This window comes from Cedecea sp. B1(4) (assembly GCF_059414925.1).
Map to the genome: position 1 here is coordinate 406988 of NZ_JCAHMZ010000001.1, position 24622 is coordinate 431609.

Sequence of the window (24622 nt, forward strand, 5' to 3'; positions counted from 1 at the left end):
CGTAATTATTTACGCAATCGTAGTTAATTGAACGCAATCAAAGTCTCCACTAAGAGCAATTATTAGCGATTTAGAGCAATTGATTACACCAAAGGAGAATTTAACAAATGACTCAGCAAGTTGTAAGCACTAGTGATGTTTTGCCGTATCAGGAATTTGCCCGTGTTATAGGGAAAACGCCTGCAGCGGTACGCGGGATGATTGAAAAGGGAAAGCTGCCGGTGATTGAGATGACCGACCCGCAGTCAACCTCTGGTCGTGCAGGAGAGTATTGGGTTTATCTCCCTGCCTGGAACAACGGCATGAAAATGGCTTATGAAAGCCGTCCGAAAGAGATCAGGGAAGGGTGGCTAATGTGGTTAGGCTTAGGTGAGCCAGCCCGTTAACAATAATTGGAGATGGAAAAAATGAGTTCTGTTGATAATAAAATAAGCAAAGGTTTTTTTAAACAGTACACACCTGACGGCGAATTATCTGCACGGGTAAAAATAATCGATAGTACGTTCCTTGTATTTACAGACATTAGTGGTGAAAAGGAAATGCTTCGGTTAGACCTTGTGAAGCTTATTCAATGTGAGCTGAATAAAATTCGTAGAAATGCATTGGGGTTAGAGCCGTGGCAAAAAGCAGCTTTTGCAGAAGCTATTCACGAAGCAATACAAAATAAAGCGGATCAGCTAGGAGTCAGAAACATTAAAGCGGATGAAATTGAATCGTTATTCTTATCATTGAAAGGTACATATGCAAGTATGGCCGCACCAGGCGGCCAATAATCTCAATTTATATCGATAAAGCTTTTATGGGTATTCGGCATTTTGGATTGAACAGATTCTCTTAGCCGAATGGATAAATCGTTAATTTGATTTGCATCCTCCCAATTATCGATGGGGGAGGGTAATGACTCGGAAAGTTTCAGCGCTTTTTCAAGGGTTTTGATTAGATCATTTTGCTGTTTATTTGACACGACATCTCCTTTTGTGATTGGTACGTTTTTGGCGATTCGATCCTATCACAAGACCACATAGCGGGTGTGGCAAAAATCCCGCCATTTTTAGGAGGTTACATGCAAGAGCCTCGCTGCATCGCGCAGCTTTTACTCAATCACCAGACAGCTCGACCGTTGAACTTTCATATTACTCATGGCAAGGGGCGTAAGGGAATCATCATCAGGGGGCATTGCTCTAGGAGAGAGCGTTTTTTACGTACTGTTTTAAACATGTTGAGGAGAAGGAAATGACGGTGATGACATTGGCTGTGGTAAAGACTCAGCCCGGTGGGTTACGTGAGCTTGTAGCTAAACACTTAGCGCTGCCTCGTTGGCAGGACACTTGCTCGTTTTACAATGGGTTGCTCGAGCGTGAGCGCTTGTCTGTCTGTTTTCATGCGCAGCTAAAGCAGCGTCATGCTGTTATGCTTCTGGAAGATATGAGCGACTGTGATCGTGAACGTATTGTATGTGCAATTGATGAATTGCGAAGCGCCTTTGCTACGTATAGAACTCGGGGAGTCAGTAAGTCTGGCTTCATAGGACGCCTGACTATAAGCCAGCGTCGGACATTATTTTTACATGCAGGACTTACAGAGGAAGAGTTTAATCAGCCATATTGGCATATAGATAACGAGCAATGCCTATGGCGTGAGGCTTTATTACGTGCGCTCAGAGAGTTATTAAATTTATTTGAGCAGACCCCCACGATATTAACGTCAGTTAAACCAGAACAGTACCTGCACTAATTAATTTTCAGTGTTAATTAACACACGCTCGTGTGAAGTTTCATATTGTCTGCTTTTCTTTTGGGGGTATTTATAGTGGGTGAGTTAACCAGTTTATTAAATGATGCAATTAACAAAGCTTTAGCCGATGCCAAAGCAGATGGTTGTGCTCGTTTTTCTTCACATCTTGATGGTCTTATTCGTCATATAACCAAAGAAGAGTTGTCCAGTGTTGAAATTATAGAACTTTTACATCAGGAGTCTTTGAGATTCCATGCCGCTAGTTTTACTTATTAACCAGTTCAGTCATTAGCAAGATAGAGTGAGAATTATGCCTGTCCGTATTGATATTGATAATAAATGGGTCGTTACAAGCGATCAGTATCAATTTATTTTACAAGAAAAGAAGGTTGCCATCAGTGGTAAAAATGCAGGCAAAGAATGGATGGACACCATTGGTTATTACCCAAAGGTAAGCCAGCTCGTTGCCTGTTTGATACATCACCACATCCTGAACTCGTCTGCACAGTCATTCGATTTGCTTGCGGCAGAAGTGGCTCGCACTGGCCAAGCTTGTGAGCTGGCATTTATTGCAAATGCATAGTAACCCTCAACGGCGTAAAGCCATCCCGCCTTTAGTCAAAAACACCAGCGCGTTTATGGCTGGTGTTTATTTGAATAGTCCTCCTCGCCATACACCAACGTTTGAGCCTAATGACAGACCTCTTACACGTGATGAACACCGTCAAGTGCAAGCGGTTTTAGCCGATATCAATACGCTGCCGTACATGTTGCGAGCTCAATTTAGCAACCGGTATGACTGGCTGAAAACGCACACAACTCAGGTCGAAGCGCTGCGATTTCTTACCACGACATTTAAGCGACGTTTATGGCCGCGAATAGAAAGTGTTAATAGCAATCACGGTATGAACACTTCGGCATCGCTGCGTTTCATCTGCGAGAGCGATGCCTATTCCCGTTTGCCGGGCATGAATGATAAGGCATTGGGAAAGTTTGCCGGTCGGATCGCTGCACAGCTGTTTAATGCTTATGAAGAATTGAGCGACTGTTTCGCCAGTGAACGAGAGGCCGAGAAAAATGAAGTGCTGTTTACCAGCGAAGCTCAATCTTGGTTATACGGTGAAGTCGCTGGTGCTGCGCGAGCGTTTAACATTACCCCTTTGCACTGGAACAAATATCGCAAAGGCAAGCTGACTATCCGTGATGCATTTTCAGCAGTTGCTCGCCTGGTTAACGATGAATGGTGGGTTCGTCAGCTTAAAGCCCAGCGTACCCGATGGAATGAAGCTCTGTTAATTGCTGTAGGGGAGGTTAGTAAGAAACGTTCTCCTTACGCCAGCAAACAGGCTATTCGCGATGTCCATGCTCGTCGCCTGTCTAACATGGAATATCTGAAAGGCTGTGAGCTGGAGAACTTCGAAACTGGCGAGCGAATAGACCTCATTGAGAAGGTACTTAAAAGTATTTCTAATCCAGAGATACGGCGTATGGAACTGATGAACACCATTGCAGGAATTGAACGCTACGCAGCGAGTAAAAGCGATGTAGGAATGTTTATTACAATTACTACGCCATCAAAATATCACCCTACACGTACCGTTGGCGCTGATAAATCCGTACAGCTTAATCACAAGTGGAATGACGAGGCTTACAGCCCTAAAGATGGTCAGCGTTATCTATGCGGCATTTGGAGCAAGATGCGCACGGCATTTAAAGATAACGGCCTTAACGTATACGGAATGCGTGTTGTTGAACCTCATCATGATGGTACGCCTCACTGGCACATGATGCTTTTTTGCCAAAGCGACCAGCGCCGTCAGGTTGTCGAGATCATGCGACGTTATTCTCTGAAAGAGGACGGAAATGAGCGTGGCGCCGCTCGAAACCGCTTTGAATGCAAACACCTGAATAAAGGCGGGGCAGCTGGCTACATCGCAAAATACATTGCGAAGAATATCGATGGGTATGCCCTTGATGGTGAGATAGATAAAGACACTGGTAAGCCGCTAAAAGATACTGCCGCAGCGGTTAATGCCTGGGCATCGACCTGGCGTATTCCTCAATTTAAACCCATTGGCCTGCCGACAATGGGTGCTTATCGCGAACTGCGTAAATTACCTCGAGGCGTAAGTATTGCCAGCGAGTTTGATGACCGGGTAGAGGATGCTCGTGCGGCAGCTGATGGCGGTGATTTTGATTTATATATTGCAGCGCAGGGTGGGGCTAATGTCTCGCGTGACGAGCAGACCGTCAGGGTTGCACGTAAAATTGCCGACGAACTTAATGCCTATGACGAGGAGGTGCAAAAAGTCGTCGGCATTTTCGCGCCACACCTTGGCTCCAGTCATGTTCATGTTACCCGCACAACGCAATGGCGCATTGTCTCTAAGGTAGTTGACGTTGAGCCTTGTCGTTTGACTTTAAAGAGCGGCTCTGCCGCGACTCGGAGTCCTGTCAATAACTGTGGATTGGATGGTTTGTTGGAAGAAGTAGAAAGGTTACCTAAAGTGTCTTCACCAAGAGTGGTTGTCCGTTACGATAATCATTCTAAAAGACTGAATATGGAAATAGCTAAGAAGAGCCAGTTTGGATTCCAATAGATAGCCTAATTCTTGTATTATAGGATTTACATATTATTACTGTTCTATACTCCTTCCTTTAGCTATGCTTACCTACCAAAAATACTAGATTGAATCTTATGCTTGTTGCTGATATTTTAAAGAAATTAATCATCACTTTACTTGGTAAGTAACATGCATAGAATTGTACAAGCACATCTGGATAGCTTTGCTAAAAGTTTTGGTTTGGAATCTTATGAACCTGATGTTCAATTTGAAATGTTTTCAAACAAAGCAATATTAACCACCCATATTTGCTCGGATTTTGAGCTTGAGGATGTTACCACTAGTAATGGTGATGATGGAACTGATGGCATTGCGATAATTATCGATGAGGAATTATGTCTTTCTCCTGAGGAAGCTAGCTCCATTTTTGAAAAGCCGAAAAAAAATCATGATGTTGAACTCGTTTTTGTTCAGTCGAAAACAAGTGAATCTTTTGATTTAGGCGATTTTTTAAAATTTAAAGAGTCAGTCATTAAATTTATTGATATAGACAATGTGTACGATGCTAATGATCAATTGCAAGTTAATGCGCGAAATATTTTTAATGTGGTAATAAAAAACGTCCCTAAGATTAGAGGTGGGAAGCCTAGAATATATATAAGGTATGTAACTACAGGTGTGTATAAAAAACCTAAAGAATTTGAAGGCGCGAGGAAAAAGTTAATATCAGATGTGTTGGATTTGGGTTTTTTTTCAGATGTAAATGTGGATTTTATAGATAGAGAAAAACTTATCAAATTGTGGATAAATACATACTCTAACGTCAATGCTGAATTGCCCACTTTCAGTTTAGCACCATTACCTTCAATAAATGGAATTGATGAGGCTTATCTTGCAGTGGTTAAAGCAGAGGATTATGTTAATAATCTACTCTTAACAGAGGATGGAACGTTACGAGGGCATGTTTTCTTTGAGAATGTAAGATCTTTTTTAGGTGTCGATAATAATGTCAATGCAAAAATTGCGGAGACAATTAAAAATAAAGACTCTGCATCTAGATTCCCCGTTCTCAATAATGGGATAACAATCGTTAGTCCCGATGTCAGGGTGCAAAACAATAATATTCATCTTGAAAACTATCAGGTGGTTAATGGGTGTCAAACATCCAATGTATTATATGAATGCCGAGATTTTTTAGATGGCAATATGATGCTTAATCTCAAGATAGTGGAAACCTCCAATGAAGATGTTTTCTCCGAACTGGTTAGGGCAACAAATAGTCAAACAAAAGTCGACGAGAATCAATTCCTTTCTTTAAAACCAATTGCTAAAAAAGTCGAGGCTTTCTTTGATTCGTTCGATGGGCAAGATGCAAGGCTTTACCTTGAGCGCAGAGATAGGCAGTTTGCTGGACGTGAAATACCCGCAATTCGCATATTTCCTCTTAATTTGTCAGTTAAGTGTGTAGCGTCTGTGTTTTTTAAAAGACCAGATTTAGCTTATCGCTATCCGCAACGAATGTATGAACTGTTGGCAGAAAAGATTTTTGCCGATGATATTAAAGAAACAGTTTTTTATACTTCATGTTTAGCCCTTTATAGATTTAATTTATTAACTTCAAATGCCGATATTCCTCAAAACATAAGAAAATATAAGTGGCATATCATTGCAATTGCATGTGTGTTAGTCGCTGGTAAAGAGCAACCGAAACTAAACACAAAGCGCATCGAAAATTATTGTAATAAAATAATTGCTAAATTCTCAAGGCACGATGCTGAAGTTGTGAAAATATTTAGTCAAGCTGTTGATATAGTGACGGGGATTGAAGATCTTTCAGATGATAAAATGAAAAGACAAGCAACCATCGATGAGTTAATTAAGAGTATTTAATTATTTATTGCCAGGAGGAGTCTCCTGGCAATTTAATGTTATTGATGTCTGTTTTTCATGATGATAAGTATTTTTATGTTGCCGTAGAAAATCACCTCAATAAGTGTCTGAGTGTCATCATGGTATATTTTATAGGTGAATATCTCAGGGTTTTCACCTATGGCTGGATAGTTTTTAAATAGCTCGTTTGATGTGTCAAAAATTGCTTGATATGAATCATTTATCTCAGTGGCGTTATCGCCAAATAATTCAATCATTGAGTTGTTAATTACTTGTATCTCTCCTTCAAAGCTTTCATTGCATTTTTTGTAATACAATCCATAGGCGATATGTTTTATAACCTTATCAAAACGATTTTTATCTATTTTAAATGCTATTGTTTCTTCTAACTCGTTGTTGTCTTTTTGGATGGTTACAGGAGTAACATCTGTCATAAATTTTTTTAATGTATTAGGAGATCTTTCATGAGCTCTTTTTATTTTTGTGACTATCTGATTTTCACCGGAGTTATTGGATAATATGTTAGCTGCCAGGGTGAAAAATAAATAAAAATCATCTTGTGATTTTTCGGTGTTGTGTTCCTCACAGGATGGTACAGTTATTAAATTTTTTCTTAGGTCTTTATTTTCAGGGGCGTCTTTTTTTTCTGGAAATATACATTTCGGAGGAACGTGTTCGGTTGTTGTTCCAGGTTTTTCACACATGTAACATTTTTCGATAGTATTTGTCATAGCCGTTTCCTTTTTTGGTTTTAAAAGATTATTTTATGTTTTTTCTTCTTAAGATCAATATGTTGTGGTTTTTTATTTGTGTTGTTGATAGTGTTGCTAATTGACTGCGCTTGTTGGGGCCAGAGTGAGGTTGAGTTAAAAGATGATGTTATTTATTAATGTCAAAGGTATTAAACGGGTGTTTGTTACATACACACTGCCTGCATATCAATTATTTTGATCTGCAGACATAGTGTTAGGAAATTTTAAGTGAGTATAGAAATGTGATTTTTATGTTCATCGCTTGCATGTTTTTGCATGTTTTTGCATGTACTTCTAAGTTATCCCCGATGCTATACGCGCCAGTGCTGGCGCGGCTCAAGCCTGTTCATGCAGCTGCATTAAAAGCGCCCCCTAAAGCGGGCAGGCGTGGCGGGGAAAGCATTGCGCGCTGAGGCGGTTATTTAATTATTATTTTTCGGCCTGAGCGCGGCGCTGTGGCGTCGGCCTGGGTGCGGTCGGGCTGCGCGGTGGTGCCGGGGTTCGGTGGCGTGTCGTGCGTCTGAGGCGGTCTGAGGGTGGGATGTAAAAAAGCCGCCTGAGGCGGCTTTGGTGGATGGTTCAATCGTCCTCAAGTGAGTATTTTTTGAATCTGATAATTTCCTCCCCCGCCCACTCGTTAAGCTCCATGAAACGCGCCTGCAGTGGGGAAAGCTCATTACGCACAAAGACCTTTGCCACTTTCTCAATATCGCCCATTGAACCGATGTTCTCGGGCTTGCCGCCCATGAGCTGGAACGGGATCCGGTGTGCGTCGAGCAGGTCGGCAGCGCTGGCCTTTTTGATATTGAAAAAATCGTCTTTGGTTGCCACCTCACTGAGCGGCACGATTTTAATGCCGTCCGGTTTTCCGTTCGGGGCGTAGAAAAACAGGTTTTTAAAATTGCCGAGCCCTTTCGAATCGCGCATGGAACGGCGCAGCGCTTCAACGTCGGTGCTACTCTGCGCAGCGTCGGTCACATACATGATGTAACCCGCGTGAGCGCCGTTCTGGTAATACTTGCGACGGAACAGCGTCGCCGACTCATTCAGCCAGGCTGAATTTAATGCGCTGAGATATTCCGGCATCCCGTAAAGCTCCTGATTAATATCAGGCTCCATCAGGTGAAACACCGAGCCCGCCGCGTACTGGTGCGGCTTGTTGAAGTCCTGCAAAAACCAGTAGGTATCCTGCTCCACGCCACGCCGGGTGTATTTCGCCGGGGACGTCTCATAGCGCAACGCCTTGTTGCTGACACTCTGCCTTTTTTCCAGAAAGCCGTTGCCGAACACCAAAAAATCCAGCGCCAGGCGGCTAAAGTCCTGACTGGAGAGCTTCGGGTGTGGGATGTAAGTCGACACCAGAATATTACGCTTAACGTAAATCGGTGAGCTGTGGTGTACGGCGGCGCGCATGGTTTTCGCCAGGCCGGAGAAGCTCACCGGCGGCTCGTACCATTTGCCGTTATGGGCGCATTCCAGATAATCGAAAATTTCCCGACGGTCGAGCACCGGCGTCGGCTCCCCAAAAGTAAACGCCTCCATGTTTTGTGATGGGGCGGCGGTGTGCTGCTGCGCTTTAGCCGCGCGCTGGCCTTTGTATTTTTTTTTCATCAGTAAAATTCCAGAATGGAGGAGGATGCCTGGCCGCTGGCGGCGGTCAGTGGTTCGTTGATTAATACGTGCATGGTTGCCCAGGCTAAATCGGCGTGGCTCGCCTCTTCGGTGCGGCTTGCTTCATACGTTGAGCTGCGCCCGCTGCTGGTCATGGTTTTGCGGATAGACATAAACGACTGCGTGATATCCGTCGCGCCGACGTCGTATTCCAGACAGCCGCGGCGAATAGTGTCTTTTGCTTTGAGCACCATCGCGGTTTTCATTTCCGGCGTGTAGCGAATCTCTCGCGCTGCCGGGTAGAACGAGCGTACAAGCTGGTAAACACCCTGGCCGAGGCCGGTGGCATCAATACCGATGTACTCCACGTTATATTTTTGCGTCAGCGCCCGGATGGACTCGGCCTGTGTGGCAAAGTCCATGCCCTTCCACTGGTGGCGCTCCAGAATGCGGAACTTGCCCCCGGCGACAACCGGCGGGGCGATAACCACGCAGCCGGCGCTATCTCCGCGCAGTGACGGGTCGTAGCCGATCCACACCACACGGTGACCGAATGGCCGGTCGGCGTAAGGCTCGACGTCCTCCCACTCTTCCATGCTGTCGACCATGCAGCGCTGCAGCTCCTCGAACGGAAACACCGAGGCTTTATCGTCGACAAACTCGCACATAAACAGGTTGCGGAAATCATCGGCGCTGTTTTCCTGTTTCAGCGTGTCCAGGTCAAACAGGGTGCAGCCCCCGGCGAGCGCGTCCTCGATGGTGACAATCTGCCGCCACTGACCATCGGCGCAGGCCACGCCCCGCGCTAACGCGATGTGGCTGATATCAATCTCGACCCGCTCGCTGGCGCTGGCGCGTCCCTTGTTAAACAGTTCGCCCGACCAGAACGGATAAGCACCATGGCCGAGGGATGATGGTGTCGAAAAATAGGTCGTGCGGAGGTGTTTTTGTGAGGCCATGCCCGAGGCGACTTTGCGCAGTCGCTGGAAGTTCGGGATCCAGAAAATCTCGTCGACATACAGGTCGCCGTTATGGCTCTGCGCGGTGTTTGAGTTTGTGCCGAGGAACAACATTTCAGCGCCATTGTTGCCGATAACAATCGGGTCACCGCTCAGGTCAACATCGACCAGGCGCGCAAAGGCGATGATGTACTTTCGGAACACATACGCCTGGGTCTTACTCGCTGATAAAAAAATCTGGTTCTGGCCGGTTTTCAGCGCCCGCAGCAATGCCTCGCGCGCAAAATAAAACGTCGCGCCAATCTGGCGGGATTTGAGGATGTGCCTGATACGGTGCTCAAGTCCTGCCTTATGCCAGCCGAGCTGATACTCGAAAGACTGGTCAAAGAAAATTTCCTCAAGTTTGGCGATGGCCTCCTCGCTGAAATAATTCTTTTTCGGCTTCTTGCGATCCCCTTTGTTGCGGTTCGCCACGTTCGGATTTAAGTCGGCCTCATTCCCGCTCATGCCGTAGCGGTTGATACGGGCGAATCGCTCCATTTGCCGCGCCAGAAAATCGGCGACTTTGAAGTCGTGCGCGGTGAGGTCGGGCTTTGCGTAAAGCTGAATCAACCGCGCCTCGAGCGTGCTCTCAACCCGGTTAAGCGGGGCTGTTTCTTCCCACTGGTCGCGCTGCTTCCAGCTCTGCACCGTGGGGCGCTTGGTCTGCAACATTTCCGCGATTTGCGGTACGGAAAACCCCTGCCAGTACAAAAGCGCGGCCTGCCGCCGAGGGTCGCTAAGGATGGATGTGTCGGTCGTGATGTTCATGAATGCCTCGCCGTCGTTAATACCAGGGCAAGGCTAAAGAAACGAGTGGGCTTATTCGCTAAGCCCCTGTTGTGTCAGGCGTTGCACTTCCGTAACGGGTGGCTGGCGTGGGTCAGAGTCGGGAAACTAAGCCCGAACCCATCACCCACAATCAGGACTCCTGAACATGGCTAAGAAAGTCTCTAAGTTTTTCCGTATCGCTGTTGAGGGCGACACCTGCGACGGGCGCGACCTTAGCGCCGTGGATATTCAGCAAATGGCCGACACGTTTGATCCGCGCGTTTATGGCTGCCGCATTAATCTGGAGCACATTCGCGGCTATTTGCCGGATAGCGATTTTAAACGCTACGGCGACGTGGTGGAGCTGAAAGCCGAAACCATCGACGACGATTCCGCGCTCAACGGCAAGCTGGCGTTGTACGGCAAAATTGCCCCGCTCGACACCCTGGTCGAGATGGTTGGCAAAGGTCAGAAGGTTTACACCTCCATCGAAATCCAACCGAACTTTGCCAACACCGGCAAATGCTACCTGGTCGGCCTGGCCGTGACCGATGATCCGGCAAGCCTCGGCACGGAATACCTCCAGTTCTGCCGTAAGGCTGAACACAATCCGCTCAAGCGCTTCAAAGTGAGCCCGGACAATCTTTTCTCTGTCGCCACTCTGGCTGAAATGGAGTTCGAAGATGTGCCGGAAAAACTGCTCAACAAAATCACCGACTCGGTAAAGGGCATTTTCAGCCGCAAACAGGCCAGCGACGACGCACGTTTTAACGACGTGCATGAGGCGGTGACCGTCATTGCCGAGCAGGTGCAGCAGACCGGCGACGATACCGCCACGCGTTTCAGCAAGCTGGAGGCTGAAATCACCGGGCTTAAAAAGGCCATGGCCGAGCAGGCCACCGAAACCAGCCAGCAATTCAGCACCCTGACGAACACCCTGGACAACACCGAGAGCAAGACCCAGCAGCGCCGCAAGTTAAGCACCGGCGGCGGCGGTGAAAGTGCGGCTGAACTGCTGACCGACTGCTGATTAATGCCTTTGAATCAGCACTGATTCAGAGCCAAACCCATTTAAAACAGGAAGTAAAATCCATGCGTAAAGAGACCCGTTTCCAGTTCAACAAGTACCTGAGCCGCCTCGCTGAGTTAAACGGCGTGAGTGTGTCCGACCTCGCTAAAAAATTCACCGTCGAGCCGTCGGTGACGCAGACCCTTTTTGAAAAGGTACAACAGTCCTCCTCGTTCCTGGCGCTGATTAATATGGTCGTGGTGCGTGAGCTGACCGAGGAGAAGGTCGGCATTGATGTTAACGGCTCCATTGCCAGCACCGCTGACACCGACAGCGGCGTCGAGCGCAAGACCGCCGATTTTTCAAAGCTCGATGCTTTCCGCTATTTCTGCAAGCCGGTTAACTTCGACTACCACCTGAAATACACCAAACTCGACCTCTGGGCGCGCTATCAGGATTTTCAGATCCGCATTCGCGACGCCATCATCAAGCGCCAGGCGCTGGACTATATCACCATCGGTTTTAACGGCGTGAGCCGCGCGCCAACCTCTGACCGCAAGCAAAACCCACTACTGCAGGATGTGGCTGTCGGCTGGCTGCAGAAGTACCGCAACGACGCGCCGGAGCGCGTGATGAGCAAAGTTGTCGACGAGGACGGCAAAGTTATTTCCGACACTATCAAGGTGGGGAAAGGCGGCCATTACGCCAACCTGGACGCCCTGGTGATGGATGCTCACGAATCCCTGATTGATGAAATCCACCGTGAAAACCCGGAAATGGTTGTCATTTGCGGCCGCCGCATTCTGACGGACAAGTATTTCCCGATGATCAACACGTTCCAGCCGAACAGTGAAGCTTTGGCCGGGGAGCTGATTATCAGCCAGAAAACTATCGGCCAGCTCCAGGCGGTGCGCGCGCCGTTCTTCCCGGCTAACGCGGTGTTTGTCACCCCGCTGGATAACATTTCCATCTACCTCTACGAGGACGGCCACCGCCGCCACATCGTCGAAAACCCGAAGCTTGACCAGGTGGAAAACTACGAGCAGGTAAAAGTCGATTTCGTTATCGAGGACTACGCCGCCGGGTGCCTGATTGAAAACATCGAGATTCTCGACCCGGAAGAGCCAGCCACTGCCGAGATGAGCAGCGCCAAAGTATTTGCGGCTGAACTGGTGAAAGCCATGCAGCAGCTGAGCGCCCCGGCACCGCAGTCTGCGCCGGTCGCGGATACCGAAACCGACAAGAAGGACGCCTAAGCCATGCTGAGCCCCGCACGACGTCACGCGATGCGGGTCTCGGCCAGCCAGGCAGCGCAGCGGGAAAACGCCCCGCTGCGCCACGCCACCCCTTACGAGCAAATGCTCGTCAAGCTGGCCGCAGACCGTCGGACATTAAAAAACATCCATTCCAACGAAGCGAAAGCGACAAAAAAAGCCGAGCTGCTGCCGTTTTATCTGCCCTGGGTGACGGGCGTACTGGAGAACGGCACCGGCGCGCAGGACGACATTTTAATGACCGTCATGCTCTGGCGTCTCGATGCCGGGCAACTGGCTGGCGCGCTGGAAATCGCCCGTTATGCGCTGCGCTACAACCTCGCCACCCCTGACGGCCATGCGCGCACCGCGCCTTACATGCTGGCCGAGGAGTTTGCCCTGTCAGCACAACGCGCCAGCGATGGCGGCCAGCCGGTTGACGTGTCGCTGCTGCTGGATGTGCTGGAGCTGGTTCGTGATGCCGATATGCCCGACCAGGTGAAAGCCCGTCTGCATAAAGTGATCGGCCTTGCGATGCGTGATGCCGGAAACCCTGCCGACGCGCTGGAGCACCTGAGCCGTGCGGTGCAGCTCGACCGCAACGCCGGGGTACGCAAGGACATTGAGCGCCTGACACGCGAGCTCAACCCGAAACCGGCAGCCACAAAAACACCGGCGGCGGCTAAGGCTCCGGCCAGCAAGACCCCGGCGAAAAAACAAGATTCAGCGGTGAAACGAGGGCGAGGCCGCCCGAAGAAAGTCGCCGCCTAACCGAAAGCGCCCCGCGCCGGGCGGCACGCTGGTCAAAGACGGTGATCCACCGACACGGCGACCGGCGTCCACCGCCCACCCATTACAGAGGTTGTCATGACAGTGATTATCACGAAGCCGGAAGCGGTATCGGTCGAGCCTGGTGTGGTTATCCCCGCCCGACCGGTGCCGGAGGCCGTTATCACCAACACGGCGTTTTTCCCGGCCATTGAGCCCGCGCGTATTCGCGAGCTGCTACGCATTGAAAGCACCGTGAGCGCCGTGCGTTTACGCGCCGCGATTATTGACGGCATGGCAGAAACCAACGCCGAGCTAAGAGAGTACCGCGAGGAGCAAATCTTACTCGGACGTGAAACCCTGGCCGACGTTCCCGCCGACAACATCGACGGTGAGAGCGTGCGCTGTTTTTACTACCTGCAGGCCGTCAGCGCCATGACCACCGCGAAACTATATGAGGGTTATCGCGGGGTGGATGCGAGCGCCAAAGGTGACAAGAAAGCCGACAGCATCGAGAGCGTAATTGATGAAATGTGGCGTGATATGCGCTGGGCGATATCCCGCATTCAGGGTAAATCCCGCTGCATCATCGGGCAAATCTGATGAAGGTTTACGCGCAACAGGGCGACACCCTCGACGCACTTTGCGCCCGCTACTACGGGCGCACTGAGGGGGTATTCGAGGCGGTACTCGTCGCAAATCCGGGACTCGCTGAGCTCGGGGCGGTGCTGCCGCACGGCACTGAAATTGAACTGCCGGACGTGGAGAGCGCGCCGGTAACTGAAACTATCAATCTGTGGGATTAGAACATGACTGAGGGTGAAAAAAGCGTACTGACGCTGTTCTTGATGGGAGTGATGATTGTGGTTGGCAAGGTGCTGGCCGGGGGTGAACCCATCACCCCGCGCCTGTTTATCGGGCGCATGTTGCTCGGTGGTTTTGTCTCGATGGTGGCCGGGGTGGTTCTGGTGCAGTTCCCGGATATGTCACTCCCGGCAGTTTGTGGCTTTGGTTCTATGCTCGGGATTGCTGGTTATCAGGTGGTCGAAATCGCTATCCAGCGCCGTTTAAAATCTCAGAAGGGGGATCAGGATGCCGGTAATTAACACTCACCCAAACGTCGCCGCTTTCCTCGATATGCTGGCGTACTCAGAGGGAACCGCTAATCACCCGCTGACAAAAAATCGCGGCTATGACGTGATTGTCACCGGGATGGACGGTAAGCCCGAGATTTTTACCGACTATCGCGATCACCCGTTCGCCAGCGGCAAGCCTGCCAAAGTGTTTAACCGGCGCGGGGAAAAATCAACGGCCTCCGGGCGCTATCAGCAGCTTTATTTATTCTGGCCGCACTATCAAAAGCAGCTCGGGTTGCCCGACTTTAGCCCGCTGTCGCAGGACAAGCTCGCCATTCAGCTTATCCGGGAGCGCGGCGCGCTGGAGGATATACAGCAGGGGCGCATTGAGCGCGCGATTTCCCGCTGCCGGAATATCTGGGCGTCGTTGCCGGGTGCCGGTTACGGCCAGCGTGAGCACAACCTCGACTCACTGGTTGTCGTCTATCGCAAAGCGGGCGGGGTGGTGTCATGAAAACGCTGATTGTCCTCCTTGCCCTGGCCGTGCTCGGGCTGCTGTGGATGCGCCACGAAAACACCACGATCACCCGCTCATTTGAAAAGGCTAACCGCGTCGCCGGGGAGCAGAAAACACAAAACATCATGCTGAAAAACCAGCTCGATGTTGCGGCCAGAATTGCCGACAGCAAAGAACGTGCGCAGGTGGATTTAAGAAACAAACTGGCAACGGTTGAGGCTCTGGCCGGGCGTCGAAGCTACACGATTACGAGGCTATTCAATGAAAATAAAGCACTTCGTGAATGGTATGACACTGCTTTACCTGATGATGTTATCCGGCTGCAGGAGCGCCCCGCCTTTGACACTACCGCCGATTATTTACAGTGGCTGTCCGAAAGTAGCGCTGTGCAAACTCCCGGCCAGCCAGCCGCGCATTAACGGCGATTTGCTCGCGGAGAATCGCCAGCTCGAAAGCGCCTGGGTGAGCTGCGCCGCCCAGGTCGAAACGGTGAAACAGTGTCAGGATAATCTCGATGCACAAACAAGCCAGTCTGAAAAAAGTTCTCACTGAGGCGGTGCCTGGGGTGGCGAACACCCCCTCTATGATGCGCATTTTTGCCGATGAGGGGACGATTGAATCCACGCTTGCCGCGTCGCTGTCATTCGTGAAGCGGTACACACTGAATGTGATCGTGACTGACTACACCAGTGATATTGATTACCTCCTGGTGCCGCTGCTGGCGTGGGTGCGGGTGAACGAGCCGGATATTATGACCACGGCAGAGGGGCAAAAGCGCGGCTTTACCTGGTATGCGGATATCAATAATGACAGCAGCATTGATATCAGCATCAGCTTACGGCTGAGCGAGCGCACGATTGTCAAAGAAACTGAGGGCGGCGAGCTGCACGTCAGTTACGCGCCGGAACCGCTGCAGCCCGATCCGGTGACTCGCCCGGTGCAGCTCTGGGTTCACGGTGATTTGGTGAGTGAATGGAATGAGTGAGCTCAAGCCCTTTGACGACAAACTCGCGGCGCTGATTGCGAACCTGTCACCGGCTGGCCGCTGCAAAATGGCCGGGGAGATTGCGAAAAAGCTGCGCACCCGGCAACAGCAGCGGATAAAAACGCAGAAAGACCCCGACGGCAAACCTTACGCCGCCCGAAAGCGCCAGCCGGTGAGAAGCAAGAAAGGCCGAATTAAGCGGGAAATGTTTGCGAAGCTGCGCACCAACCGCTTTATGAAAGCCACCGGCAGCGACGAGGCCGCAGTCGTGGAGTTTGTCGGTAAAGTGCAGCGCATAGCTCGTGTGCATCAGGAGGGGTTAAAGGACAAACCCAACCCGGTAGCACGTGAAATCGAGTACCCGGCGCGCCAGCTTCTCGGCTTTAATGCTGATGACCGTCAGCTTGTAGAGGAAATGCTGATCTTAAATTTATCATCTTAGTGTTTGCTTTCTATAGAAAAAAATATCTTTCAGTTTTATATTGTGCAAAAACTGGAGGTGTTTATGGATGAAACGAAATATCAGGTCTTCGTAAGTTCTACATATGTGGATCTTATTGAAGCAAGAAAAAAAGTGATAGAGACGGTTTTAAGTCTTTATCACTTCCCTGTTGGAATGGAGATGTTTAGTGCTGATGACTCTGAACAATGGGAGATTATAAAGGAAACGATCGATATGAGTGACTACTATGTGATAGTTATTGGTCATAAATATGGGTCATTGTCTGATGAGGGGATTAGTTATACCGAGCGAGAGTATGATTATGCTAAATCATTAGGCATACCTGTACTGGCGTTTATTAGAAATCGGGATCTGCAAACCTCACCTAAAGAAAGAGAAACCGATTCGGCGTTGATAGCAAAACTGGACAGCTTTATAAAAAAAGCACAAGCAAATAAAATGTGTGACTTTTGGGATCAGATAGATGATCTTGCTACAAAAGTTGCTATCGCATTACCTAAAATAATGCGCAGAACCCCGAGGGTTGGCTGGGTTAGAGGTGATCTCGCTACACCGAAAGAAGTTTCTAATGAGCTTGCAGAACTTTCTACTGAGAATCGAACGCTTAGGCAAAAACTCAGAGAGTACGAAAGTCAATTACATGTAGATATGCCCGTTCTGGAACTATCAATGATTGACAATGGGTTGAATTTACTTTTCTCAAATAGCTATGACAAACAAAGTTATCTTCCCTATTTATCTAAGGAAGATATCCCTGTTGAATTTCGAGAGCATGTAACTGATATTGAGATTGAAAAGTACAACATGAGCACCCCATCGAATGATGTTGTTGATAATTATAATAATGCTATGTTTATGTATTCAAACTATAAGAACAACTCCATTGCCACCATTCCTAAATTAAAAAATGTAGGAAGAACAGTTGCAACGGATATTCATATTGAAATTGAGCTCCCTGAGTTTTTAGTTGCCCTTACTTATGATAATGAAGAGATTTTCACAATCCCTCCGACAATCAATATTCCGGAAACTCCTGTTGAAATGATGAAAAGGCGTATAAGAGGAAAGGAGGCTCTGGGGGGGATTTTCCAAATATTAAGAGATAGAGAAAGTGGCAGTAAATCGTATGTCGGTGGGTTGCCGCTCAATGTCATCAATAACCATATGAGTACGTTGAAAAGAATTACACCACTTAACGCAAAGGATTGGATTGTCTATGGTGACAATATAATTACTCTGCGCGCTCAAAAACTTATTCAGAGCCTATCCATAGATTTCGACGAAATTACCTTGATTCCCGTTGCGGAAGGTCAAGGCATGATCAATTTTAAACTTGTCTGCGAGGAGCTCAAGGAACCTCTCCAATTTTCCCGGCAAGTCACAGTATCTAAAATTCAGTAAGATTGTTGTACCAGCTCTGACAAAACCCCGCCCGATTGCCGCCGGATATCCCCGGCGGCATCCTTTCCAGTATGAATACTCTCGCAAATATCCAAGAACTGGCGCGCACGCTGCGCAACCTTATCCGCACCGGTGTCGTTGTTGAAGTCGACACGGCAACGGGGCGCTGTCGCGTCCAGACCGGCGGCAATATTACCGACTGGCTCCAGTGGCTGACGTCCCGCGCCGGGCGATCCCGTACCTGGTGGGCTCCCTCTGTTGGCGAGCAGGTCATGATTCTGGCCGTCGGCGGTGAGCTCGATACGGCGTTTGTGCTGCCCGGTATTTATTCCGACGACAATCCCGCCCCCTCTGTCTCTGGCGATGCGGTGCATGTTTCGTTCCCGGACGGCGCGGTGATTGAGTACGAGCCCGAAACCAGCGCCCTGACCGTGAGCGGGATTAAAACCGCTGATATCACGGCATCTGAATCGCTCACCGCCTCGGTGCCGGTGGTGACCATCAAAGCCGATACCCGCGTCACACTCGATACGCCGGAAGTGATCTGCACCAACAAGCTGACATGCGCCACCCTGGACGTGCAGAAAGGTGGGAAAATGGGCGGCAATATTGCGCATTCCGAAGGCTCGTTCACCTCCAACGGCGTGCAGGTCGATAACCACGCTCACGGTGGTGTCCAGCGCGGCGGCAGTATGACGGAGGGCACCCAATGACCGCCCGTTATCTCGGCATGAATCAGACCACCGGCCTGAGCGTCAGCGACGCGGAACACATCCGGCAAAGCATCCGGGACATTCTTGTCACGCCGGTCGGCTCGCGCGTGATGCGCCGCCAGTATGGCTCGCTGTTGTCTGCCCTGACTGACCAGCCGCAAAACGAGGCGCTGCGACTGCAAATTAGCGCCGCCTGCTATATGGCGATCCTGAAATGGGAGCCGCGCGTCAGGCTGAACGGCATCACCTTTGAAACCCGGTTTAACGGCGAAATGGTCGTCGATATCTCCGGCGAATTTACCGACTCGGGCGCAAGCCTTTCTCTTTCCATTCCGCTGAGCTGATACCTATGCCAACCATTGACCTGAGCCAGCTCCCCGCGCCTGAAATCGTTGAGGAGCTCGATTTTGAAACCCTCCTGGCCGAGCGCAAGGCGACCTTAATCTCGCTTTACCCGGAAGATAAACAGGACGCTATCGCGCGCACGCTCGAGCTGGAATCCGAGCCCATCGTCAAGCTGCTGCAGGAGAACGCTTACCGCGAGGTGATTTTGCGCCAGCGCGTGAACGAGGCCGCCCGCGCGGTCATGCTGGCCTACGCAAACGGCGCCGACCTCGATGTGATGGCCGCGAACAATAACACCGCGCGCCTGGTGCTGAGCCCGGCAGACGACACCACAATCCCGCCGACGCCAGCCGTGATGGAATCCGACAGTGATTTACGACTTCGCGCCCAACGAGCTTTTGAGGGAATGAGTGTGGCGGGTCCGGTCGGGGCGTATGAATATCACGGCCTGAGCGCCGACGGTCGGGTCGCCGATATTGCGGTCGAAAGCCCGTCCCCGGCATGTGTGACCGTGACCGTGCTGTCGCGTGAGGGTAACGGCACCGCAGGGGCTGACCTGATTGCCGTTGTGACCCGCGCGCTCAACGATGAGGACGTGCGCCCGGTGGCTGACCGTGTGACCGTGCAGGCCGCCGAGATTGTTCCATACCAGATTGACGCCACGCTTTATTTTTTCCCTGGTCCCGAAGCCGCGCCGATAAAAGACGCCGCCGAGAAGCAAATCCGGCGCTATATCTCGGCACAGCACCGGCTCGGGCGGGATATCCGGCTGTCAGCCATTTACGGGGCGCTGCACGTCGAGGGTGTGCAGCGCGTCGAGCTGGCTTCCCCGCTGGCCGATATCGTGCTCGCAAAGCATCAGGCTTCTTACTGCACCGCTTACGCGCTGAAAGACGGGGGATCCGATGAGTGATAACCGCCTGCTGCCGGTCGGCTCGTCGCCGCTGGAGGTTGCCGCCGCCCGCGCCCTGGCTGATATCGCGCGAACGCCGATTCAACTGCGCACACTCTGGAACCCGGACACCTGCCCGGTGAGCCTGCTCCCGTATCTGGCGTGGGCGTTTTCCGTCGACCGCTGGGACGAGAACTGGACGGCAGCGACAAAGCGAAACGTGGTGCGTACCGCGTATTTCATCCACCGGCGCAAAGGCACTATCGGCGCTATCCGGCGCGTGGTCGAGCCGCTGGGCTACATGATTAAGGTCACTGAATGGTGGGAAACCGACGACGAGCCCGGCACTTTTCGCCTGGATATTGGCGTACTGGAAAGCGGTATCACGGAGGAAATGTATCAGGAAATGGAGCGCCTTATCGCTGATGCCAAAGCCGCAAGCCGTCACCTGATTGGCCTGAACATCATTCAGGAAATTGCGGGTGATTTGTACGTCGGCGGCACGTATTACGACGGCGAGATTGTGACGGTTTACCCCGAAATGGAGCTACTGAAATGAGTCAAAAATTTAAAACTGTTCTCACCAATGCCGGGGTGCAAAAGCTGGCCGCCGGTTTGCCGCCTGACGGGAAGAAAGTCATTTTTACCGAAATGGCCGTCAGTGACGGGGGCGGCTCGTTGCCCGAGCCAAAACCGGAGCAAACCGCCCTGGTGCGTGAAGTGTGGCGCGCACTCATCAACACGATCACCCCGCACCCAAAATATGCTAACTGCGTGGTCGTCGAGCTGATTATCCCGCCGGAGGTGGGCGGCTTCTGGACGCGAGAGCTTGGGCTTTATGACAGCGAGGGCGTGCTCATTGCGGTGGCTAACATGGCCGAGAGCTACAAGCCACTACTCGCCGAGGGCTCCGGGCGTGCGCAAACCGTTCGCATGGTGATTGCCGTCAGCAATCTGGCCTCGGTCGAGCTGCAGGTCGACAGCTCCACGGTGATAGCGACAAAAGAGTACGTTGACGACGCACTCGACAAACACGCGAAATCACGCAATCACCCTGACGCCACGCTCAAAGAAAAAGGGTTTGTGCAACTGAGTAACGCCACCGACAGCGACAGCGAGACGTTTGCTGCTACGCCGAAAGCCATTAAGGCCGCCGTAGGTGTCGGGAATGCTGCGAACGAGAACGCCGAGAAACGACTGCTCAGAGACAGCAATCTGGCTGATGTGCCGGACAAAGTTGCAGCCCGTAAAAATATGGGGCTGGGAACGGCGGCACAATATGACGCCACCGCGTTTTTAAATGCCTGGAATAACCTGTGGGACTTGCCGGATAAAAACGCCGCGCGTTTAAATCTCGGCCTGGGTACTGCATCGCAGCTTCCAGCGGAAGCGTTTTTAATGCCTGGAAAAAATCTGTCTGATGTTGGCGACAAGGCGCAGGCACTAAAGACCCTGAACGGCGTACCGAAAACCCAAAAAGTAAACGGGCATGAGCTGGCCGATGATGTGAACGTTACTGCGCGGGATATTTTTGAAGGCCAGGCGGTTTATCTTGGTGAGTCTGCCGACCTGAACGACTGCAAAGCGCCGGGATTGTATTACCAGCCCGCGAATGCAAACGCTATCACTGGCAAGAATTATCCTGAGGCGAATGCGGGTTCGCTCGAAATCTATAAAAATGCGGGTATTACGCAGGTTTATCGCGTGTATAACAATTCACGCTCTTATGTGCGCTCATTTTACTCAGGGATCTGGTCTGCGTGGGTGATGCAGTACGACAAAGATAACAAGCCAACGCCGCAGGAAATTGGCGCAGTGCCAACGACTGGCGGCGATGTTGCCTATCTGAATAACGCAGAGCACTACAGCACAAAACAAGATGTATGGCCGGGTGCTGGCGGTTATCAAGGCCAGCTTACTGACAGAAGGGCATTATTTTATTCTGCAGGATATACGGCAAAGGGAAATATATTTTTACCGCTAACAAAGGCATCTGTACAAACACAAAATAAGGGGTATTTAGCGGCTATTAGCTACGGTGTATTAGTGTCAGGTAATGCGGATTATCCCAGCCCGTGCATTAGTGTCTGTAAGCAGTTGGGAGATGGAACATATCAAGACCTGTCCTGGATATTTAATTCTAATAACGGGGCTTTTAGCTCGCCGGGCGATGTAGCGGCCGGAAAGAATGTTGTGGCGGCAAGTGGCGTTTTCGAAAGCGGCGGTGCAGTGCGTGTCTATTCACCAAATAATCCGCAGCCCATTGATGTGAGTTGGGTCGCTGGTGCTCAGTGGGTAATGGATAACTTTGCCACTAAAAGTACTGCTGGGCTGGCACAAACTGGATGGCACAGAGACGCATCAACGGGGTTAATCACACAGTGGGGGTTTACGAATAACGCGAGCGGCTTGCAGACAATTTATTTTCCTATCGCGTTCCCTAATGGCTGTTTCAGCATCCAGGCCACGCCGTATACATCGGGCGTTATTGGGACTGTCACATCCGTCGTGATGGGTTTTAATAATAGCTCTGCTACGTTTAACGCCTCGCAGGCTATTCCTGTATTTTGGGAAGCGAAAGGGTATTGAGAATATGAACGCCAATGAATATGTGTACTCCCCAGGGCGAAATGCCTTTTATCCCGTTGGGTTAACAGAAGTGTATGAATCAGCCGGGAGCTGGCCGGGTGATGCCGTGGACGTGAAATATTCGGTCTATATCGAGTTTGCAGCAAGCAATCCCCCCGAAGGTAAGCAAAGGGCGGCGGGGAAAAACGGTAGCCCTAAATGGGTTGCGATCCCCGCCCCGGACGTGGCGACGCTCATCACCATTGCTGAGGAAGAAAGAAAGCGCCTGATGAGCAGCGCCGGAACGCGCATAGACTGGCTTACCGCTGCACAGGAAGATGGCGATATTTCAGAAGGTGAAACCGCCGAGCTTGAGGCATTGCGGGCATATCGGACGGCACTGCGCCGGTTAGATATTACGACCGCCCCGAAAATTAAATGGCCTGAGCTTCCAGCCTGATAAAGCGCTCCCGACCGGGGGCGTTTTTCTTTTCCCGGTTGTGTCACCGACAGCAAAACCCCAACCGCTCGCCCCCTCCCGCCCCGCGTCAGAAAATATCACTCACCCAAACACCACGGAGTAAACCGGATGAGTGACTTTCACCACGGCGTCCAGGTCGTCGAAGTAAACGACGGCACGCGCGTCATTTCCACTGTTTCGACGGCAATTATTGGCATGGTATGCACTGCCAGTGATGCCGACGAAAAAACATTCCCGCTCAATGAGCCGGTGCTGATTACCAATGTGCAAAGCGCGATTGCTAAGGCCGGTAAAAAAGGCACCCTGGCCGAGTCCCTGCAGGCTATCGCCGACCAGGCCAAACCGGTGACCGTTGTTGTGCGTGTCGCCGAGGGAACCGGCGACGATGAAGAGGCCACGCAGGCTGAAAGCATTTCGAACATCATCGGCACCACGGATGAGAACGGCAAATACACCGGGCTTAAAGCGCTGCTGACCGCCGAGGCGGTGACGGGCGTCAAGCCGCGCATTCTCGGTGTGCCGGGGCTCGATACAAAAGAGGTGGCTATCGAGCTCGGGGCTATCTGCAAGAAACTCCGCGCATTCGGCTATATCAGCGCCTGGGGCTGCAAAACCGTTTCGGACTGCATCAAGTACCGCGAGAATTTCAGCCAGCGTGAATTAATGCTCATCTGGCCGGACTTTCTCGCATGGGACACCGTAGCGAATACCAGCGCCACGGCATACGCCACTGCCCGCGCAATGGGGCTACGTGCCTACATCGACCAGGCTGTCGGCTGGCATAAAACGCTGTCTAACGTTGGCGTCCAGGGCGTGACCGGCATCAGCGCGTCCGTGTTCTGGGATTTGCAGGAATCCGGCACCGACGCCGACCTGCTGAACGAGGCCGGAGTCACCACGCTGATTCGTAAAGACGGTTTCCGCTTCTGGGGTAACCGCTGCTGCTCTGACGATCCGTTATTCCTTTTCGAAAACTACACCCGCACCGCGCAGGTTATCGCCGACACGATGGCCGAGGGGCATATGTGGGCGGTCGACAAGCCCGTCACGCCGGTTTTAATCAAAGACATTATCGACGGCATCAACGCCAAATTCCGCGAAATGGCGACAGCCGGTTACATCATTGGTGCTAACTGCTGGTTTGACGAAAGTGCCAACGACAAAGAAAGCCTGAAAGCCGGAAAGCTCATTCTGGATTACGACTATACGCCGGTGCCACCGCTCGAAAACCTGACGCTGCGCCAGCGTATTACCGACAAATATCTCGCTAACCTGGCCTCTGCGGTCAGCAGCTAAGGAGCCTGATTAAATGGCAATGCCCCGCACGTTAAAAATGATGAATGTTTTCATCAATGGCTTTAGTTATCTGGGCGTTATGAGCTCGCTGACGCTGCCGAAGCTGACCCGCAAGCTCGAGATGTATCGCGGCGCAGGTATGCCCGGCGCAGCCCCGATTGACTTCGGTCTGGACGATGACGCGCTCTCGATGGAACTGAGCCTCGGCGGCTTCCCGGATGAGACGCTCTGGTCAATTTATGGTGCCGTGGGTGCCGGTGAGCTGTTGCGTTACGCAGGCTCTTACCAGCGCGACGACACCGGAGAAATAGTGCCGGTTGAGGTGGTGACCCGCTTCAAAATGAAGGAAATCGACACCGGCGAAAATAAACAGGGTGAGAAAACCGAGAGCAAACTGCCGGTTATCTGCACTTATTACAAACTCACTATCAACGGGAAAGAGCTCATTGAAATCGACGTGCTGAACGCAATCGAGAAGGTGAACGGCGTCGACCGAATGGAGCAGCACCGTAAAAACATTGGCCTGATTTAACCC

General features: G+C 51.0%; 31 protein-coding genes. 27 read left to right on the top strand and 4 right to left on the bottom strand.

Translation table 11 applies throughout. The annotated features are described in order from the left end of the window. Nucleotides 1-107 precede the first annotated feature (107 nt). Together ACR6JA_RS02010 and ACR6JA_RS02015 are read left to right on the top strand one after the other, a co-directional pair. Nucleotides 108-386 (top strand): regulatory phage cox family protein, encoded by a 279-nt coding sequence (locus tag ACR6JA_RS02010; RefSeq protein WP_494493441.1) that lies wholly within the window; start codon nt 108-110, stop codon nt 384-386. 21 nt (nt 387-407) lie between these two features. After that, entirely contained in the window at nt 408-773 is a 366-nt protein-coding gene (locus tag ACR6JA_RS02015; protein WP_494493442.1) for a hypothetical protein, read from the top strand. Between the two features lie 2 nt (nt 774-775). On the opposite strand, the gene ACR6JA_RS02020 is transcribed toward ACR6JA_RS02015, so the two are convergent. Next, nucleotides 776-964 carry a hypothetical protein gene (locus ACR6JA_RS02020; RefSeq protein ID WP_494493443.1) on the bottom strand — a complete coding sequence of 63 codons (189 nt, stop codon included), beginning with the start codon at nt 962-964 and terminating at the stop codon, nt 776-778. A gap of 269 nt (nt 965-1233) precedes the next feature. Between ACR6JA_RS02020 and repB the strand changes: the two genes are divergently transcribed. From repB to ACR6JA_RS02045, 5 genes are all read left to right on the top strand, one after another. Next, a complete protein-coding gene (repB, locus tag ACR6JA_RS02025) occupies nt 1234-1734 on the top strand; it encodes a phage replication protein B (RefSeq protein WP_494493444.1) in 501 nt (166 codons plus the stop codon). A gap of 75 nt (nt 1735-1809) precedes the next feature. Continuing rightward, complete coding sequence (locus ACR6JA_RS02030; protein ID WP_494493445.1) at nt 1810-2010, top strand: DUF2732 family protein; 201 nt, start codon at nt 1810-1812, stop codon at nt 2008-2010. A 34-nt stretch (nt 2011-2044) separates the two neighbouring features. Continuing rightward, nucleotides 2045-2317, top strand: a complete 273-nt coding sequence (locus tag ACR6JA_RS02035; protein ID WP_494493446.1) for a DUF5405 family protein — start codon at nt 2045-2047, stop codon at nt 2315-2317. A 55-nt stretch (nt 2318-2372) separates the two neighbouring features. After that, on the top strand, nt 2373-4334 hold the full coding sequence (locus ACR6JA_RS02040; RefSeq protein ID WP_494493596.1) for a replication endonuclease: 1962 nt from the start codon (nt 2373-2375) through the stop codon (nt 4332-4334). Nucleotides 4335-4487: 153 nt separating this feature from the next. After that, entirely contained in the window at nt 4488-6188 is a 1701-nt protein-coding gene (locus ACR6JA_RS02045) for an AIPR family protein (RefSeq protein ID WP_494493447.1), read from the top strand. 38 nt (nt 6189-6226) lie between these two features. On the opposite strand, the gene ACR6JA_RS02050 is transcribed toward ACR6JA_RS02045, so the two are convergent. The 3 genes from ACR6JA_RS02050 to ACR6JA_RS02060 all read right to left on the bottom strand — a co-directional run bounded on the left by ACR6JA_RS02050 (nt 6227) and on the right by ACR6JA_RS02060 (nt 10320). Further along, complete coding sequence (locus tag ACR6JA_RS02050) at nt 6227-6919, bottom strand: hypothetical protein (protein WP_494493448.1); 693 nt, start codon at nt 6917-6919, stop codon at nt 6227-6229. A gap of 600 nt (nt 6920-7519) precedes the next feature. Next, entirely contained in the window at nt 7520-8551 is a 1032-nt protein-coding gene (locus ACR6JA_RS02055) for a phage portal protein (RefSeq protein ID WP_494493449.1), read from the bottom strand. After that, complete coding sequence (locus tag ACR6JA_RS02060; RefSeq protein WP_494493450.1) at nt 8551-10320, bottom strand: terminase ATPase subunit family protein; 1770 nt, start codon at nt 10318-10320, stop codon at nt 8551-8553. Before ACR6JA_RS02060 ends, ACR6JA_RS02055 begins: the two co-directional genes overlap by 1 nt. Nucleotides 10321-10486: 166 nt before the next feature. Here ACR6JA_RS02060 and ACR6JA_RS02065 point away from each other — a divergent pair, with 166 nt between their 5' ends. From ACR6JA_RS02065 to ACR6JA_RS02160, 20 genes are all read left to right on the top strand, one after another. After that, on the top strand, nt 10487-11350 hold the full coding sequence (locus tag ACR6JA_RS02065) for a GPO family capsid scaffolding protein (RefSeq protein WP_494493451.1): 864 nt from the start codon (nt 10487-10489) through the stop codon (nt 11348-11350). Between the two features lie 62 nt (nt 11351-11412). Next, entirely contained in the window at nt 11413-12585 is a 1173-nt protein-coding gene (locus ACR6JA_RS02070; RefSeq protein ID WP_494493452.1) for a phage major capsid protein, P2 family, read from the top strand. A 3-nt stretch (nt 12586-12588) separates the two neighbouring features. Continuing rightward, the gene (locus ACR6JA_RS02075; RefSeq protein ID WP_494493453.1) at nt 12589-13353 is read left to right on the top strand and encodes a phage terminase small subunit; all 765 of its coding nucleotides are present in this window, start codon (nt 12589-12591) and stop codon (nt 13351-13353) included. Nucleotides 13354-13449: 96 nt separating this feature from the next. Next, nucleotides 13450-13953: a head completion/stabilization protein gene (locus ACR6JA_RS02080; RefSeq protein WP_494493454.1), complete on the top strand. Its 504-nt coding sequence runs from the start codon at nt 13450-13452 to the stop codon at nt 13951-13953. Continuing rightward, entirely contained in the window at nt 13953-14156 is a 204-nt protein-coding gene (locus tag ACR6JA_RS02085; RefSeq protein ID WP_494493455.1) for a tail protein X, read from the top strand. Before ACR6JA_RS02080 ends, ACR6JA_RS02085 begins: the two co-directional genes overlap by 1 nt. Before the next feature lie 3 nt (nt 14157-14159). Then, nucleotides 14160-14456: a phage holin family protein gene (locus tag ACR6JA_RS02090; protein ID WP_494493456.1), complete on the top strand. Its 297-nt coding sequence runs from the start codon at nt 14160-14162 to the stop codon at nt 14454-14456. Further along, entirely contained in the window at nt 14443-14940 is a 498-nt protein-coding gene (locus ACR6JA_RS02095; RefSeq protein ID WP_494493457.1) for a glycoside hydrolase family 24 protein, read from the top strand. Before ACR6JA_RS02090 ends, ACR6JA_RS02095 begins: the two co-directional genes overlap by 14 nt. After that, entirely contained in the window at nt 14937-15362 is a 426-nt protein-coding gene (lysB, locus tag ACR6JA_RS02100; protein ID WP_494493458.1) for an Rz-like lysis system protein LysB, read from the top strand. The genes ACR6JA_RS02095 and lysB overlap by 4 nt, the downstream gene beginning before the upstream one ends. Continuing rightward, complete coding sequence (gene lysC, locus ACR6JA_RS02105) at nt 15253-15495, top strand: Rz1-like lysis system protein LysC (RefSeq protein ID WP_494493597.1); 243 nt, start codon at nt 15253-15255, stop codon at nt 15493-15495. Before lysB ends, lysC begins: the two co-directional genes overlap by 110 nt. After that, nucleotides 15458-15928: a phage tail protein gene (locus ACR6JA_RS02110; RefSeq protein ID WP_494493459.1), complete on the top strand. Its 471-nt coding sequence runs from the start codon at nt 15458-15460 to the stop codon at nt 15926-15928. The genes lysC and ACR6JA_RS02110 overlap by 38 nt, the downstream gene beginning before the upstream one ends. Then, nucleotides 15921-16370, top strand: a complete 450-nt coding sequence (locus ACR6JA_RS02115; RefSeq protein WP_494493460.1) for a phage virion morphogenesis protein — start codon at nt 15921-15923, stop codon at nt 16368-16370. Before ACR6JA_RS02110 ends, ACR6JA_RS02115 begins: the two co-directional genes overlap by 8 nt. Before the next feature lie 63 nt (nt 16371-16433). Beyond that, the gene (locus ACR6JA_RS02120; protein ID WP_494493461.1) at nt 16434-17792 is read left to right on the top strand and encodes a DUF4062 domain-containing protein; all 1359 of its coding nucleotides are present in this window, start codon (nt 16434-16436) and stop codon (nt 17790-17792) included. A gap of 71 nt (nt 17793-17863) precedes the next feature. After that, nucleotides 17864-18505, top strand: coding sequence for a phage baseplate assembly protein V (locus ACR6JA_RS02125; protein ID WP_494493462.1), 642 nt, complete (start codon nt 17864-17866; stop codon nt 18503-18505). Continuing rightward, nucleotides 18502-18849: a GPW/gp25 family protein gene (locus ACR6JA_RS02130; protein ID WP_494493463.1), complete on the top strand. Its 348-nt coding sequence runs from the start codon at nt 18502-18504 to the stop codon at nt 18847-18849. Before ACR6JA_RS02125 ends, ACR6JA_RS02130 begins: the two co-directional genes overlap by 4 nt. A gap of 5 nt (nt 18850-18854) precedes the next feature. Continuing rightward, complete coding sequence (locus ACR6JA_RS02135; protein ID WP_494493464.1) at nt 18855-19763, top strand: baseplate assembly protein; 909 nt, start codon at nt 18855-18857, stop codon at nt 19761-19763. Next, nucleotides 19756-20301, top strand: a complete 546-nt coding sequence (locus ACR6JA_RS02140; RefSeq protein ID WP_494493465.1) for a phage tail protein I — start codon at nt 19756-19758, stop codon at nt 20299-20301. The genes ACR6JA_RS02135 and ACR6JA_RS02140 overlap by 8 nt, the downstream gene beginning before the upstream one ends. After that, a complete protein-coding gene (locus ACR6JA_RS02145) occupies nt 20298-22331 on the top strand; it encodes a phage tail-collar fiber domain-containing protein (protein WP_494493466.1) in 2034 nt (677 codons plus the stop codon). The genes ACR6JA_RS02140 and ACR6JA_RS02145 overlap by 4 nt, the downstream gene beginning before the upstream one ends. 4 nt (nt 22332-22335) lie before the next feature. Then, nucleotides 22336-22770, top strand: coding sequence for a tail fiber assembly protein (locus ACR6JA_RS02150; protein ID WP_494493467.1), 435 nt, complete (start codon nt 22336-22338; stop codon nt 22768-22770). Between the two features lie 129 nt (nt 22771-22899). Then, nucleotides 22900-24087, top strand: coding sequence for a phage tail sheath protein (locus ACR6JA_RS02155; RefSeq protein WP_494493468.1), 1188 nt, complete (start codon nt 22900-22902; stop codon nt 24085-24087). A gap of 13 nt (nt 24088-24100) precedes the next feature. Then, on the top strand, nt 24101-24619 hold the full coding sequence (locus ACR6JA_RS02160) for a phage major tail tube protein (protein WP_494493469.1): 519 nt from the start codon (nt 24101-24103) through the stop codon (nt 24617-24619). Nucleotides 24620-24622: the final 3 nt, after the last annotated feature.